The 13,431-nt window shown below is 62.6% G+C and carries 12 protein-coding genes and 3 pseudogenes; 8 read left to right on the top strand and 7 right to left on the bottom strand.

The window, feature by feature from the left end; genetic code table 11:
• Nucleotides 1–11 precede the first annotated feature (11 nt).
• The 6 genes from ACFC25_RS10150 to ACFC25_RS10125 all read right to left on the bottom strand — a co-directional run bounded on the left by ACFC25_RS10150 (nucleotide 12) and on the right by ACFC25_RS10125 (nucleotide 6,373).
• Nucleotides 12–854, bottom strand: coding sequence for a PRD domain-containing protein (locus tag ACFC25_RS10150; RefSeq protein ID WP_376045026.1), 843 nt, complete (start codon nucleotides 852–854; stop codon nucleotides 12–14).
• 67 nt (nucleotides 855–921) lie between these two features.
• Nucleotides 922–2,334 (bottom strand): glycoside hydrolase family 1 protein, encoded by a 1,413-nt coding sequence (locus ACFC25_RS10145; RefSeq protein ID WP_376045025.1) that lies wholly within the window; start codon nucleotides 2,332–2,334, stop codon nucleotides 922–924.
• A gap of 45 nt (nucleotides 2,335–2,379) precedes the next feature.
• On the bottom strand, nucleotides 2,380–4,281 hold the full coding sequence (locus ACFC25_RS10140; protein ID WP_376045024.1) for a beta-glucoside-specific PTS transporter subunit IIABC: 1,902 nt from the start codon (nucleotides 4,279–4,281) through the stop codon (nucleotides 2,380–2,382).
• A 112-nt stretch (nucleotides 4,282–4,393) separates the two neighbouring features.
• On the bottom strand, nucleotides 4,394–4,753 hold the full coding sequence (locus ACFC25_RS10135; protein ID WP_376045023.1) for a thymidylate synthase: 360 nt from the start codon (nucleotides 4,751–4,753) through the stop codon (nucleotides 4,394–4,396).
• Between the two features lie 273 nt (nucleotides 4,754–5,026).
• Nucleotides 5,027–5,659 carry a DsbA family protein gene (locus tag ACFC25_RS10130; RefSeq protein WP_376045022.1) on the bottom strand — a complete coding sequence of 211 codons (633 nt, stop codon included), beginning with the start codon at nucleotides 5,657–5,659 and terminating at the stop codon, nucleotides 5,027–5,029.
• A 108-nt stretch (nucleotides 5,660–5,767) separates the two neighbouring features.
• A complete protein-coding gene (locus tag ACFC25_RS10125; RefSeq protein WP_376045021.1) occupies nucleotides 5,768–6,373 on the bottom strand; it encodes an NAD(P)-dependent oxidoreductase in 606 nt (201 codons plus the stop codon).
• An 86-nt stretch (nucleotides 6,374–6,459) separates the two neighbouring features.
• On the opposite strand from ACFC25_RS10125, the gene ACFC25_RS10120 reads away from it, so the two are divergent.
• From ACFC25_RS10120 to ACFC25_RS10100, 5 genes and pseudogenes are all read left to right on the top strand, one after another.
• Nucleotides 6,460–6,855, top strand: coding sequence for a winged helix-turn-helix transcriptional regulator (locus ACFC25_RS10120; protein ID WP_376045020.1), 396 nt, complete (start codon nucleotides 6,460–6,462; stop codon nucleotides 6,853–6,855).
• Nucleotides 6,856–7,204: 349 nt separating this feature from the next.
• Nucleotides 7,205–7,543, top strand: a pseudogene (locus ACFC25_RS10115) (transcriptional regulator); the annotation flags it as partial.
• Between the two features lie 363 nt (nucleotides 7,544–7,906).
• Nucleotides 7,907–8,917, top strand: coding sequence for an alcohol dehydrogenase AdhP (adhP, locus tag ACFC25_RS10110; RefSeq protein ID WP_376045117.1), 1,011 nt, complete (start codon nucleotides 7,907–7,909; stop codon nucleotides 8,915–8,917).
• Between the two features lie 275 nt (nucleotides 8,918–9,192).
• Nucleotides 9,193–9,589 (top strand): annotated as a pseudogene (locus tag ACFC25_RS10105) (isocitrate lyase); the annotation flags it as partial.
• A pseudogene (locus ACFC25_RS10100) lies at nucleotides 9,580–9,849 on the top strand (recombinase family protein); the annotation flags it as partial. The pseudogenes ACFC25_RS10105 and ACFC25_RS10100, both read left to right, overlap by 10 nt.
• Before the next feature lie 163 nt (nucleotides 9,850–10,012).
• Here ACFC25_RS10100 and ACFC25_RS10095 read toward each other — a convergent pair.
• Nucleotides 10,013–10,159, bottom strand: a complete 147-nt coding sequence (locus tag ACFC25_RS10095; RefSeq protein WP_376045019.1) for a hypothetical protein — start codon at nucleotides 10,157–10,159, stop codon at nucleotides 10,013–10,015.
• An 828-nt stretch (nucleotides 10,160–10,987) separates the two neighbouring features.
• On the opposite strand from ACFC25_RS10095, the gene ACFC25_RS10090 reads away from it, so the two are divergent.
• The 3 genes from ACFC25_RS10090 to ACFC25_RS10080 all read left to right on the top strand — a co-directional run bounded on the left by ACFC25_RS10090 (nucleotide 10,988) and on the right by ACFC25_RS10080 (nucleotide 12,966).
• Entirely contained in the window at nucleotides 10,988–12,097 is a 1,110-nt protein-coding gene (locus ACFC25_RS10090) for a glycosyltransferase (protein ID WP_376045018.1), read from the top strand.
• A gap of 130 nt (nucleotides 12,098–12,227) precedes the next feature.
• Nucleotides 12,228–12,821, top strand: a complete 594-nt coding sequence (locus tag ACFC25_RS10085; protein ID WP_376045017.1) for an SDR family NAD(P)-dependent oxidoreductase — start codon at nucleotides 12,228–12,230, stop codon at nucleotides 12,819–12,821.
• A complete protein-coding gene (locus ACFC25_RS10080) occupies nucleotides 12,787–12,966 on the top strand; it encodes an SDR family oxidoreductase (protein ID WP_376045016.1) in 180 nt (59 codons plus the stop codon). Before ACFC25_RS10085 ends, ACFC25_RS10080 begins: the two co-directional genes overlap by 35 nt.
• Nucleotides 12,967–13,431: the final 465 nt, after the last annotated feature.

Raw genomic sequence — 13,431 nt, 5'->3', positions numbered from 1 at the left:
GTGGGTAGTTACTACAACCGGAGATCTTCGACCATCCGGGCGATGTGGAGCGTCAGGTATGTGACTTCGTCTTCGGTAAGGGGTTCCCCCAGGCGGAGTTCGAGTACTGTCTGGAGCTTCAGCGCTGTGGCGTAAGCGTCAGGATAGGACTCGCGGATTGCTTTGCTCAGTGCCGTCGCGCCTTCTTCGAGTTGCCTCCCTGTCTGGGCTCTGACGAAGAAGTAGCGCAGGTGGGTGATGAAGCGGGCGGCGTTGACGGTGTCGCGATTGAAGGGACGCTCGTATGACTGTTCCAGGACCTCGAAAAGCTGGGTGAAAACGCCCGTCATTTGATAGGTGAGGGACAGGTCGCCTGTGGCGAACCCGGCGTTGACCAGGTGCAGGGCGATCGGAACAGCTTCGGCGGCAGGCAGGGGATGCTCGACACGTGTATTGACGAAGTCGAGGACGCGTTGAGCCGTCTGGAGTTCCTCCGGGTAGAGGTGGGAAACCTCCGCGCGCAGGGGGTACTCGAGGTTGATGCCCTGGCGCACGCGTTTGATTGCAAAACTGAGATGGTCCGCAAGGCCGACGACAGTGGTTGAGCTTATGGTGCTCGCCAGGCCCTTCCTTGCTATCTGCAGCGCCTCATCAGCGAGCAGAAGGTGCTCAGGCGGTATCGCTGCCACGAGTGCGCCGAAGTTATCGGCGTCCCGCCCGTCCTCGGGGACGAAGACGCGAACGATTTTGGTTTGGTCCACCGCCTTGCCTGGTTTGGCTTGGAAGCCGAGACCCCGGCCTGTGAGGATCACCTCTCCCCTGTCTGCCGTGCGGGCAAGGACGACGTTGTTATTAAAGACGCGCAGGACCTCCATGTCGTCCTCCTTTCGTTTGCGGCGGGGCTCCATGACTTGCTGGCCGGTGATTGCCAGCGGGCTGGTCCTAGTTCTTGAGGCTGGCACCATTGGTGGCGATGACTTCCTTGTACCACCCGTATGACTTCTTGGGGTAGCGCTCCAGGGAGCCGGTGCCGTCATCATCACGGTCCACATAGATGAAGCCGTAGCGCTTGCTCATCTGTGCCGTGGAGGCACTGACCAGGTCGATGCAGCCCCAGGCGGTGTAACCCAAGAGCCGGACCCCGTCCTCCACAGCCTCGCGCGCCTGGACCAGGTGGTCGTTGAGGTAAGCGATGCGGTAATCGTCCACGACAATTTTCCGGCCGTCCATCTCGACCAGCTGGTCAGCTGCGCCGAGGCCGTTTTCGACAATGAACAGCGGTTTCTGCCAGCGGTCCCAATAGTCGTTCAAGGCCACGCGCAGCCCCTGGGGGTCGATCTGCCAGCCCCACTCGGAAGCTTTAAGTGTCGGGTTGGGCACCCCGCCCATGATGTTGCCGGGCCCCTTGATCTTCTTCGCGGGGTCGGCGGTTTCGCAGATGCTCATGTAGTAGCTGAAGGAGACGAAGTCCACCGTGTGCTTCAGGTCCTCGCGGTCCTGCGCCGTAATGTCCAGTTCAATGCCGTTGTCCCGGAAGTAGCGCAGCAGGTATCCGGGATATTCACCGCGGCAGTGAACATCGCCGAAGGCGTAGCTGTCCTGCGAGGTATGCATCGCGGCCACGACATCCGACGGGTCCGGGGTCAGCGGATAGGCCGGCATTGCGATGATCATGCAGCCAACCTGGGCGCCGGCCATCAGCTCGTGCGCCAGCTTGGTGGCCCTGGCGGAAGCTACCAGTTCATGGTGGATGGCCTGGTACAAGTCCTGCTTGGTGAGCTGTTCCTTGGGAGCCGGGATGCCGCCAGACAGGAAGGGCTCATGGATGATGGAGTTGATCTCGTTGAACGTCAGCCAGTATTTGACCCGGCCGCCGAAGTACTCAAACAGGGCGCGGCAGTACCGCTCGTAGAAGCCGATCAGCTCCCGGTTGGTCCAGCCGTTGTATTTCCTGGCCAGGTGCAGCGGGGTCTCATAGTGGCTGATGGTGACCAGCGGTTCAATGCCATGCTTTTCCAGTTCGTCCAGGATCCGTGAGTAGAAGGCCAGGCCCTCGGCGTTGGGGGTATCCTCGTCGCCGAGCGGGAAGATGCGGCTCCAGGCAATGGAAAAGCGGAACACCTTGAAGCCCATGTCCGCGAGAAGAGCGATGTCCTCCTCATACCGGTGGTAAAAGTCGATCGCCACCTGCTTAAGGTTGTCCGGCGTCGGGCCCTCGGTCGGAGACTCGGTGATGCCCTTGGGCATCACGTCCTGGATGGACAGGCCCTTGCCGCCCTCGTTGTAGGCGCCCTCAATCTGGTTGGCGGCGGTCGCGCCGCCCCAGAGGAATCCATCAGGGAAAGTAGTGGTCACAGTGTGGTTCCTTTGCTGTAGGGACCGAAGTTGGCGGATTGGTGGTTAGACCTCGACGGTGATGGCAGCATCGCCCTGTGCGAGGGTCCCTTCTGTTACCGGGTCTACGCTTCGAAGCTGGGCCGTGTTGGTGACCATCACCAGGGTGGTGGTGTCGTAGCCTGCCGCAGCAACAGCGTTGAGATCGACGACGGCGAGCAGGTCACCAGCGCGCACCTGCTGGCCCCGCGTGACCGCTGGCTCGAAGCCGCGGCCCTGCATCTGGACAGTGTCGATGCCGATATGCACCAGAACCTCCACACCGTCGTCGGACTTGATGCCGAAGGCGTGCCCGGTCTTCATGGCCGCCTTGATGGTTCCGGTGATCGGTGAAACGATCCGGCCGTCTGCTGGGACGATGCCAAGGCCTTTCCCCATGGCGCCGGATGCGAAGACCTTATCCTGCACGTCGGCCAGTGCCACTGCCTTGCCAGCGACAGGAGCTACTACCTCAACCAGGCCGGTAGTGGCAGGTACAGCCATTGCCGAGGTGTGAGCATGGGCGCCCGCCGTCCCAACGGACGCGGTGGGGCTCTCCGGTGCTGCCACGTCTTCCTGTTCGCGTGGTCCGAAGAGGAAGGTCAGGATGAAGGCGAGGGCGACGGCGATGCCGGTGCCCAGGAGCAGGAGGGCGAAGTTGCCGACGGTGCTGAAGGCGGGCAGACCGAGCAGTGACGGGAACACGAAGTACGTGGCCCCGGTGCCGCCGGCAGCGACAACGGCGCCGCCTACGAGACCACCGGCGATGCCGAAGTAGAAGGGCTTCTTCAGTGGCAGGTTGACTCCGTAGATTCCGGGCTCAGTGATGCCCGCGAGGAAGCCCGAGAGAGCAGCCGGCCCGGCTACGGCGCGGCGGGCTTTGTTGCGGGTTCGGAGCACCACGGCAAGTGTCGCGGCTGCTTGGGCGAGCACGGCAGGGAGCAGCGGCCCGAACAGGAGCGAGTGGCCCTGGGTGGCAATTTCACTAAGCATGCCGGGAAGGAATCCCCAGTGCAGGCCGAAGAGTACGAAGACCTGCCAGAAACCACCCATGATGGCGCCCGCGAGCCACGGCGCGAAGGTGAAGGCTGCGCTGATACCTGAAGAAAGTCCTTGTGCGGCAATGGTGGTCACTGGCCCAACAGTCATCAGGACCAGCGGGACCATGACAAGCAGGGTCAGCAATGGCGTCGTGAAGTTCCGGATCGCAGAGGGAAGCACGCGCGTCAGGAAACGCTCCAGGTAGCCCTGGAGCCAGACGGCCACGATGATCGGGACGACGGAGCCGGTGTAGTTCATCATCACTACGGGGATGCCTGCGAAGTTCACCGGTTCCGGCTTACCGGCAAGAGCCACGATGGTCGGATAAACCAGCGCCCCTGCGATAGCCATGGCTGTGAACTGGTTGGCCTTGAACTTCTTGGCTGCCGTCACGGCCAGGAATATCGGCAGGAAGTAGAAGAGCGCATCTCCGGTGGCAGCCAAAATCACGTTCGTCTGTGACGCCGGATCGAGCCAGCCGAGCTGCGTTGCCATACTCAGGAACGCCTTGAGCAGGCCGGCGGCGGCCAACGGCCAAATGACCGGGTTGAAAATCGCGGAAATCAGTTCGATGAAGCGACTGAGCAGGTTGCCATGGGGCGCGGGTGCTTCATCCTCTGCGGCGTCACCGGTGAGCTTGGTAATTTTGCCAAGTTCAGCGTAAACGGTGGGTACGTTGTCACCGATGACTATTTGGTATTGGCCGCCGGCCCTCATCACCGCGATGACGCCGGGCAATTTTTCGATAGTGGCAGTGTCCGCCTTGGCGTCGTCCCGCAGCTTCAGCCGCAGCCGCGTTGCACAATGGGCTGCGCTGGCGATGTTCTGCTCGCCGCCGACCCCCTGAAGAATATCGCCGGCAAGAGACCGGTAGTCCACAGTTGCCATGTCAGACCTCTCTGTCAGTTTTTGGGCACAAAAAAAGACCCGAGAACGCACGTATGTGCTTCTCAGGTCTTGCCCCGTTTCCGGGTAACAATCCTGTTGGCGGTTATCGCCATTAGCAGAAAACGATACGTGTGGTCGCGCTTACATGCAAGCCCGCTCCCGTCCAGGGCCGGGCTGCGTCTCTGATGGACCGTGTTGACACTGCTACCAGGGCGGCTATGGCTGGATGATGGCGGTTGTCCAGGAGTTGGAGGTCATTCCAGGTGTAGTCAAAAAGGGTGTTCCGGGCGGCGGCGGAAGGACAATCGAGGTGATGGGAACGGAGCACGCAGAATTTGCTCTCGGACCTGGTCGGTGTAGTTGTCGTAGGTGTGGCAGTCCCGCCGGTCCAGCTGAACTCTCCGGCTGCCAAGCCGAGTTGATGGGCGGACATCTCGGTAAGTAGGGAGTAGGAGGCGCTGTTGAACGGCACTCCGACAAACAGGTCTGCGCTGTGTTGGTAGAGCTGGCGGCTGAGCCTGTCGGCGCCGGAGGGTGTTTGTTGGGTCTACGTGGAACTGGAAGAGGGTCTGGCATGGGGGGCAGGGCCATGCCGGGGATTTCAGCGACGTTCCACGCGGAGACGATGTGCCGGCGGGAGTAGGGATCGGCATTGAGGGAGCCCACTACTGCTGCGAATTGATGATGTGTCTACGGCGTGCAATGGCGGTCCTGGCCCGCCCCGACGGCCAGCGTGGGTGGGAACTCAGCTGGTTTGTGCTTCGTGCAGGTCTTTTAGTGCCTTGCGCAGTTGCTGGGCGGAGTAAACCGGGCTACCGATTCTCACCGGACCTGCAGCTGTGTGCACGAGGAGGGTGGGGTAGCTGTGGATTCCGAGATCTGCAACGCGTTCCTGTTCCGACAATGCCTTTTCCCGGGTGCCGGGATCGGTGTAGAGCTTTTCCACGAGATCGGGATCCAGACCTTCACGCGTCGCGATGGTGCGGTATGTTCCCGTGTCGGAGAGGCTGAGTCCGTCGATGTAGAACGCTTGCTGCATTGCTGCTGCCATGTCCAGGTCTTTGCCGCCCGATGCTTCTTTCAGTGCGACCAGACCTGCCCCGGCGTCGTCCGAATCCATGTGCAGGGTTCCGTCTGAGAGAACTGTTTCGTAGGCTTCACCGAAGCGGACGCCGGTAAGGGCGGCGATCCGCGCATTGGCCCCGGGGATGTGCGGCAGCGCGCCGATGGGGCCGGCGTGGTCGCCGCTGAAGAGGCCGCCGCTGATGACCTCAATGTCGATGCTGTCGTCCTGGGCCAGTTCGTGCAGTGCCGGGGCGAAGCCGTAGCACCAGCCGCAGTAGGCGTCGAAGACGTAGGTCAGTTTGGTGGAAGTCATGGTGGTCCTTTGCCTAGGTGTTGAGGTTTTACCGCGCGGCGTGCCGTGCGGTCAGATGGTGATCTGGCCGCACGGCACTGCTTAGCTGTGGGTGTTTTCTTAGGCGCTTCAGTTGGCGGCGGTGAACCGGGCGTTGCGGTATGCCGGGCGCTCAATTTCATCAAGCATGGCCACCGCATAGTCCTGGGTGGAGATGCTGTCGCCGGCCGGGGAGTCCTTGGCGGTGTTGTACGTGCCGGTGCGTTCGCCGGGCTGGATGACGGGGGCCGGTGCGAGCATGGTCCAGTCCAGGTCTGCCGGGGCTTCCTTGATGGCGTCGTACGCTGCACCCAGGGTGAGGGCCTCGGCCTTGTAGGTTTCGGGGAATTCCGGGGTGTCAACGAGGCGGGTACCGTTGATTTCCAGTGCGCCTGCGCCGCCCACGACCAGCAGGCGCGTGCCGCTGGCGTTGGCATAGGCAGTCTTCATCGCGGTGAGCCATTCCCCGTGGTCTCCGCCGGTGCGGCTGGGGCCAGTGGCCAGGACCACGGCGTCGTGTTCTTCTGCGACAGCGGCAAAGGTTGCCGCGTCTGCCAGGTCAGCTGCCTGGACCTGGGTGCCGGCAACTTCTGCACCGCGGCGGGAAATGGCCGTCACTTCGTGGCCTCGGGACAGCGCTTCGCTGACGATCTGGCTGCCGACCATGCCGGTGGCTCCATAGACTGCGATCTTCACGGGTTCTCCTCGGGGTTGATGCCTTGCTGGTACCCCTCTATAGTATTTTTTAGATACTGATAGCTTCAAAGGAACTGAGTACCCAAATGGATAGCAATAGCAGGACAGCCAACATCCTCGACCCTGACTGCCCCTCCCGGGTGATTTTCCAACGCATCGGTGATAAGTGGGCGTCACTGATCATCCAGGTCCTCGCCGATGGCCCCGTGCGGTTCACTGCCCTGAAAAACATGGTCAACACCGTGACGCCGAAGGTGCTGACGCAGAGCCTGCGGGCGCTCGAACGTGACGGGCTCATCACCCGGACCGTGCATCCCACGATTCCGCCCAGGGTCGATTATGAGTTGACCGAAACGGGCCGGTCCCTGCTGGTGCCGTTGGGCCAGTTACGTGCCTGGGCTGAGAGCCACGTGCCCGAAATCCTCAAGGCACGGGACGACTATGACGACTCCCGCGACGAAGAACTGCTGGCCGGCCGCTGACAACAGGAGCCTTCCATTACATTGCGAAGGTAAGGGTGATGCCGCAATCCGCAAAGTCGTCTCCGAGGCTCACCACGAGAAACCGTCGCATAAAAGACCCGTCACTCGTAGGCACAAAAGCCGATCCGCACAGATACCCTACTGGCCGGTAACGGTCAAGGGCTACCTGGAACGTACGTGGCTTATTGAACGCCGGGGCGAGCAAGCGGCCCCGCCGAGACCAGCGCCTAATGGCGTCGACTGTACTCGATGGGAATCGCTTGATCGCTTTCCCTGCTTTCGTCTTGAGGTCGAACAGCCGGGGCGAACAGGCAATACGGGATGGCGGGGCCTTCTAACCTCCACGACGAACGTCATGCCCGACGCTGGCCAAGTACTCAGCTGCCTCCAGCGCGGAGCACATCGAGTTGCCCTGGACATCTATCGGGGTCCGGTGCTGCCGCACTCGGAGGCTCAAGGTGTGGTTCACCCGCGGCAGCGCGTCTCCACCCTGCTGCGGGAAGCTCTCCTCACGGACGGCAGTGCAGAGGCCCTGCTCCAGCATGCGGACCTTCCTGAAGCGAGGGATGACATGGCCGTCCGTATGGCGGCGCTGAAACTACTGCCCCCGCGCTCCCCCAAGCGGGCGGCCGTGGTTGCTGACCTGGAGCGTTTGGAATCCGAATTCGAAACACACCAGCGTCCGTGAGTTGACTCACAGGTCTGCAACTCTGTCGCAACCCTCGCATCCCTAAGCTGAGCACGACGGCCATCGCACCGGCTCACTACAAGTGAACGATGCTCGTGTTTCACATGGCAGACCAAGACGTCCAGACCAACATTTCACGACAAGATACTGACTGGTACGCTGACGGGCTACCCGCGCCCTGACAAATCCGTTCCCCTCACCCGTATTCCCGGTTGAGGTGGTGCGGAGTCCGCACTCCAACGGGATGCTGAACCACGCGGTCCAGCATGCTGGTGAACATCGGACCTGGCTGCCGCTCCACTTCCTGCCCCTGCAGTACTTTCTGCCGGCAACAACGACGAAGGAAAATCGACAATGACGACGATGCAAGCAGCTGTAGTAACTGAATTCGGCAAAGATCTTCAGATCCAGAGCCTCCCCGTTCCCAGCCCGGGCCGGGGTGAGGCGCTGGTCAAGGTCATCACCACCGGCGTCTGCCACACCGACCTCCACGCAGCGGAGGGCGACTGGCCCGTCAAGCCGTCACCCCCGTTCATCCCCGGCCACGAAGGCGTAGGCGAAGTGGTTGCCTTGGGCGATGGTGTCACTGACCTGGCTGTCGGAGACCTCGTCGGCAACGCCTGGCTCTGGTCCGCCTGCGGCGACTGCCAGTACTGCCGCACCGGGTGGGAGACAGTGTGTGAAGCGCAGAAGAACGCCGGCTACAGTGTGGACGGCTCCTTCGGCGAGTTTATGCTCGTGGATACGCGCTTTGCCGCACGCATCCCGGCGGGTTCGGACCCGGTGGAAGTCGCCCCGGTGCTTTGCGCCGGCGTCACCGTCTACAAGGGCCTGAAGATGACCGAGGCCCAACCGGGCCAGTGGGTCACGATTTCCGGTATCGGCGGACTCGGGCACATAGCCGTCCAGTACGCCGTGGCAATGGGCCTGCGGGTGGCCGCCGTGGATATCGCGGACGACAAGCTGGCCCTGGCCAAGAAGCACGGTGCGGAGCTCACCGTCAACGCGCTGCATGAAGATCCCGTTGAAGTCATCCAGCGCGAAACCGGCGGCTGCCATGGCGTCCTGGTCACGGCAGTGCACCCGTCAGCCTTCGGGCAGGCCATCGGCATGGCCCGCCGGGGCGGCACCATCGTCTTCAATGGCCTGCCGCCGGGAGATTTCCCCGCGCCGATCTTCGAGATCGTACTCAAGGGCCTGACAGTTCGCGGCTCCATCGTGGGAACCCGACAGGACCTTGAGGAGGCGCTGGACTTCTACGCCCAGGGCAAGATCCACCCCACCGTCTCCACCCGGGAGCTTTCGGAGGTGAACGCCGTTCTCGACGAGATGAAGCACGCCAAGATCGACGGTCGCGTCGTCATCAAGTACTAGGTCCTCATCAAGTACTGATCAGTCCCGACAACAGCAACTGGCGACGGTGGTATCTCACCTAGCGCATTCTGGTACCGCCGCCGCCGGGCGCTGATTGTCCAGCGAAAAACGACCGGAGTATGGCCGTGAGCGGAGGCGCCACAGACGGCGCCCCGCCGCCCCAAACTCAGAAACACCCCACGGCTGCAAAGCCGTGCAACACCGCACCGATCCACCGAACAGACCTGCCGCGAGGCAGGAGGGACGCGGCCGGATTGCAACCAAGGAGATCAACGATGACTGCAGCATTTGAGCCCACCTCGCAGACGCCCGAGCAGCAGGCCGCCGCCCTGGAGCTCGAGTGGGCCGCCAACCCGCGCTGGGAAGGTGTGACCCGGGACTACTCAGCTTCCGGTCGTCCGCCTCCGCGGCCGCGTCTCCGAAGAACACACCCTTGCCCGCCGCGGCTCGGAGAAGTTGTGGAAGCAGCTCACCGAAGAGCACAAGTCCGGCGGCTACACCAACGCCCTGGGTGCGCTGACCGGCAACCAGACCGTGCAGCAGGTCAAGGCCGGGCTGCGGGCCCTCTATCTCGCCGGCTGGCAGGTCGCTGCCGACGCCAACAACTCCGGCCACACCTACCCGGACCAGTCCCTCTACCCGGCCAACTCGTCCCCCACCGTGAGGACTCGCCCATGGCCAACCTCATGCTCTCCGTCATGGGTGGTTCGCCGAGCTCGAACGCTCCCTCATCAGGGAACGCCAGCGGGAAGGCATCGCGCTGGCTAAACAGCGTGGCGCCTACAAAGGACGGAAAAGACCCTCACGCCAGAACGGGCCGCCGAACTGGTCCAGCGCGCCGACAGCGGCGTACCGAAGCCTTACTTGCCCGCGACTATGGAATCAGCAGGGAAACCGTCTACCAGAACCTGCGCCACGCCAAGCTGGAGTGACCTGCCCTCGGCCGTAGCTTTACGGAAGATCAATTATCGGCACTTTGGATCGGCTGGGAGAAGCTGCAGTTGGAGCCGGAGCAAACGGGCCTCAGTTAGTTGGCGCTGGCCTTTTTGCTGCCGAACCGGATCCCCACCAGGTGGTGCACAGTGAGTCCCTGGATCATGCCGATCCGAACCGGTTGAACAGCATTGTCCCGCGGATTTTCGCGGGATCTTTGGCCGTTATGCGCAGGATCAGCCAGATGACAGTCAGGCCGTCGGCGGCAGCCGCCAATGCGAGGATGATGATGCGCAGGACTGTTGCCATCGTCTTCCAGTGGGGGTCCAGAGGTTCCTGGGCAGCCGTATTACCACCAGTTGCTGGTTTCTTCCGGGGGTCGTGAGGAGCATCATTGAGCGTACAGAGTCCTGCGGTTTTGATCGGAGGCTGCCATGTTTCAGGCCCTGCTATGCAAGCTGAATTTCCGGCACGAATGGCATCTCGAACACGCTGAGGACGGCGCGGTGTATAGGCGGTGCCGCCGGTGTGGCAAGGATGACGACGAACGTGGGAAAGGACGAAGGGGCGACTTCAGTGCGTGGGCGGGCCCGTCCGGAGCATGACACCCCGACCAGAAGGACGCGTCTTCCCGGCGATGGCTGACAGCCCCTTCAAGCATCCCGGCTGAAAAGCGTCTGGCTGGTCCTCAGGCGTGAGAGAGGGTCCGGCGGGTGGCCTCGAGCCTCCAGCCAGTACCAAGGTTCGTTCCGGCGACAAAGGATCCAATCCAGGCGATTCCTGCAGAACCCACGGTGTCAGCAGCCATGAAAAGTGCCACGTTTGCCCACCCGCGGGCACGAAAAAGGTGCGCTACGTTCGCTGAGCGCACCCTTTTCGATCTCTCCCCGTTCGCAGTCGCTTCCGATCGACAGCGGTCCGCCGGAAGGTAATGAAATCCGGATAACGCGGTAGTAACGCGTGCTTAGGAACCATAATCAGCATCAGCAAGGAACGTAGCACCGGGAGACCGTGCATGACCCGTCGAGCACGCGGTTGTGATCGTCCGGGGCATAGCGTCTTCGGGAGGAGCGGTCGCATGAGGCGGGGCGAGCGTTGGTGTTTACCCCAGTCGTGCCTGACCGCCGGGAGGTCCTAGTGGCAAATTTTCTCTTCTCGACTCTCGACGCTGGCGGGAATGTTCCGCCAGCCGTTGGCATCGCCGGTGAACTGGTCCGGGACGGTCACCGCGTGCGGTTCCTGGGAAATCGACAGCAGGCGGGGCAGATAGAGGCCGTGGGCGCGGAATTCCGCGCTTATGACGGTTCGTTCCGGATGACCCCGGCCGAGCACATGTCCACACTGCAGCAGATCTCCATGATGGTGTCTGCGTTCACCCATCCCGGCGTCGCGCGCGACATCGTGGAAGAGGCGCGGCGGGATCCGCCTGATGTGGTCATCGTTGACTGCCTGTTGCTCAGTGGTATTGACGCTGCCGTGCGGGCAGGGCTCCGCACCGCCGTGTTGGTGCATTCCTTCTACGCCTTTTTCGACGGCCCGTTCCGGCGGACGCCCCTCACGGCCGTGATCACAGCGCGGGGCCTCGGGCCACGACGCGTGATGAAGCGTGCCGACCGGATCCTGGTGTGCTCCGATCCGCTCCTGGACCCGGCCGGAGGCAAGAACGGCAACGGCAAATTGGCGTGGACCGGGGCGGTCGTCGACGTCGCTCAGCCGGCAGATCCTGCCCCATCAGGCTCACCACCCAAGGTTTTGGTAAGCCTGAGCACGACCGCGTTTCCCGGCCAGGAGGGCTTCCTTCACAAGGTACTGCAGGCGGTGGCCGATCTTCCGCTCGAGGTGGTGGTAACCACCGGTCCAGCCATTGATCCGGCAAGCTTTACCGCGCCGCCGAACACGATCGTGCACCGCTACCTTCCCCACAGGGACGTGATGCCCGACTGCGCCGCGGTGATTGGCCACGGCGGCCACGCCACGACCATGCTGGCACTGGGCCACGGACTCCCCCTGGTGATAGCACCGATGCATCCCTTGTTGGACCAGCGCATGGTAGGCAAAGCAGTGCAGGACGCCGGGGCGGGACTGGTGATCAAGGCGTCATCATCCCGTGAGCAGATCGCCGGCGTCGTGAAGACTGTGCTGGACTCAGCGGACTTCCGCAGTGCAACAACCATGGTGGGCCAGCGGATCCGGGAGGCCGACGGCGCCCGGACCGGGGCGCGAGTTCTGGCCGGAATGATTTCCTGAGAGCTTCCTTGGCGGCTACCCGAGGCGAAAACGCTTTTCCGGCGGCACGGATGGAGTTAGGGCTGGCTTTCCGCGGCTGACAGGCCCAGGGTATGTCTACCCGTTCCTAACCAAGCCCGAGGGAGGCATGATGTCAGCTGGCACGGTTCTGGTTACGGGCGGAGCCCGCGGAATCGGCCGGGCCATCGCCGAACGCCTGGCCGCGACCGGGTGGGACGTCGTGGCTACCTACCTTACTGGCCGCGATGAAGCCGAACACCTGGCCCGCACCCATGACGTCCAGATACGCCAAATCGACCTTGCTAACCGCGCGGAAACCCTCGCGTTCGCCAAACAGATATGCCAGGAATTTCCATTGAGCGCCCTGGTCAACAACGCCGGGATTCTCGAGAAGGAAACCTTCGATTCCATGACGCTTGATGCTTGGGACAGGATACTGGAGGTCAACGTCACCGCTCCCCTGATCCTAGCCCAGACCATCGGGCCCGGCATGCCGGCAGGCGGAAGCATCGTGAACCTTGCCAGCATCGATGCGTTCGTTGGCTCGTACCGGGGCATTGCCTACCCCGCGAGCAAGGCTGCGCTTCTTTCGCTAACCCGGAGCCTGGCCAACGTCCTTGGTCCACGCGGTGTCCGAGTCAACGCCGTCACCCCCGGCTGGATTGATTCAGGCATTCTGCCGGGCTCCTATGCCGCGGCAAACATCACCCCCCCTAGGCCGTAACGGCAAACCGGCGGACATCGCGAAGATCGTCGCCTTTCTCCTGAGCCCTGAGGCGGCCTTCATCACCGGGGCATCGCTCGTCCCCGACGGTGGATACAGCGGCGTGGACTACTACATGAAGGAGGAGGATCAGTCCTTGGGCTGAGCTACGAAAGTTGCCCGCTGCTCAAGATCGACACAAGGTCTGCCGAGGATTGGTCTATTCGCTTCCGCTCCTCCACCCGGTTTTTTAGAGTGGTACCACAAGCAAGCAATGATCGCGTTGGGGGACGTATGAGCACGAGTGGAATCCAAACCGGTACGGAACGGGCAGTTCCAGCACCGCACCGCCACCGACTCGCTCGGCCGCGGCCAGTGCCCCAGCTTCCAGCGCGTAAAGGTCGGGAACATGAGGTTCAGCGGCTGATCCGGGACCTCGCCGCGCTTGCCGCGAGCCGTAAGGGCAAACCGTCTAGCGGCGGCACCATACTCATGGCCTGCGCCCAGCCAAACGGCCGCTAAAACTAGGATGGACACCAAGGCGGCGGACCCATTGCCATCCCGTTACTGATCGCAAACACGCGCCGTCCCATCGTACTCGCGGGTAAATGAGTCCTTCGTTACGGTGGGG

Origin of the sequence: Pseudarthrobacter sp. NPDC055928 (genome assembly GCF_042270935.1) — a bacterium.
Classification (GTDB): Bacteria; Actinomycetota; Actinomycetes; order Actinomycetales; family Micrococcaceae; genus Arthrobacter.
This window is presented reverse-complemented; position numbering and strand designations above follow the sequence as displayed.

Coding starts and splice junctions, on each gene's coding strand:
- ACFC25_RS10080 (WP_376045016.1), top strand. CDS start 12,787: ATGCCGCGGCAAACATCACCCCCCCTAGGCCGTAACGGCAAACCGGCG.
- ACFC25_RS10085 (WP_376045017.1), top strand. CDS start 12,228: ATGTCAGCTGGCACGGTTCTGGTTACGGGCGGAGCCCGCGGAATCGGC.
- ACFC25_RS10120 (WP_376045020.1), top strand. CDS start 6,460: ATGGATAGCAATAGCAGGACAGCCAACATCCTCGACCCTGACTGCCCC.
- ACFC25_RS10140 (WP_376045024.1), bottom strand. CDS start 4,281: ATGGCAACTGTGGACTACCGGTCTCTTGCCGGCGATATTCTTCAGGGG.
- ACFC25_RS10095 (WP_376045019.1), bottom strand. CDS start 10,159: ATGGCAACAGTCCTGCGCATCATCATCCTCGCATTGGCGGCTGCCGCC.
- ACFC25_RS10130 (WP_376045022.1), bottom strand. CDS start 5,659: ATGACTTCCACCAAACTGACCTACGTCTTCGACGCCTACTGCGGCTGG.
- adhP (WP_376045117.1), top strand. CDS start 7,907: ATGCAAGCAGCTGTAGTAACTGAATTCGGCAAAGATCTTCAGATCCAG.
- ACFC25_RS10150 (WP_376045026.1), bottom strand. CDS start 854: ATGGAGGTCCTGCGCGTCTTTAATAACAACGTCGTCCTTGCCCGCACG.